The organism is Psychromarinibacter sediminicola (assembly GCF_029168335.1).
GTDB lineage: Bacteria > Pseudomonadota > Alphaproteobacteria > Rhodobacterales > Rhodobacteraceae > Psychromarinibacter > Psychromarinibacter sediminicola.
In genome coordinates this window covers 1-782 of sequence record NZ_JARGYC010000218.1, presented here as the reverse complement: position 1 = coordinate 782, position 782 = coordinate 1, and the positions used below count along the sequence as shown (strand labels likewise).

The following is a 782-nucleotide window of genomic DNA, read 5'->3' as shown; positions in this document are numbered from 1 at the left end:
GCGCAGCGTGGATCACCCCGGCATGGGCCTCGAGCCGCTTCGAGCGCATGTCGCCGCCCTGTCGCTTCGGGGCAAAGGACCCAGTTGCCCGTCGCTCATTGTCCCAGCGGATCGCCGTGGACGGCGCGATCCCGTATCGCGCCGCGGCGCCACGTCGGCTCATGCCGCCGTCGATCGCCTCTATCACCCGTTCCCTCAGGTCTATGGAGAGTGGTTTGCCCATCGCTGCCCCCAAAATCTGCCTCGGGGTCAGTGAATCAGCCCTACGCAGGGATGGGAATCCCTAATCGATTCAGGTCGGTAGGTAAGCGCTCTAATGTCTATTTTGTCTATGAATATCACGTGGTCTTGAGAGACTCGTGCACTGGTGAAAGCCTCTTCGAGGTGACCTCGCATTTCATTAAGCGGACTTCGGGCTTGATTGAATGTTACTGCTTCGGAAGCGGACTCGCCTTCTCCGATTTTTCCAATGTGTTTATTTGATAGCTCGGCCATAGCTTCAAGTTTTCCCATGAGTTGTACCACCATTGGGAATTCGGGCGTGAAGCGGTCCTCATAAAACTCTTGAATTGCGTTGTGAAGCGCTCGAAATTTTACACTTGAAAGCACGCCTTGTTCATTCTTTACTACGACCTCGGCTGCAATAACAAGGAGAAGAACTTGCCAGAGTTGATCTGCCTGAATATACTTTAGAGCGTTTGCCCACCGACATGAATCGATTGGGGATTCCCATTCGGCCGAGGGACTGATTCACTGACCCTGGGGCAGATACTGGGGGCAGC

Annotated in this window: 1 pseudogene; it reads right to left on the bottom strand. The window is 54.6% G+C overall.

The features are described from left to right. A pseudogene (locus P1J78_RS25055) lies at window positions 1–223 on the bottom strand (helix-turn-helix domain-containing protein); the annotation flags it as partial. Window positions 224–782 lie beyond the last annotated feature (559 nt).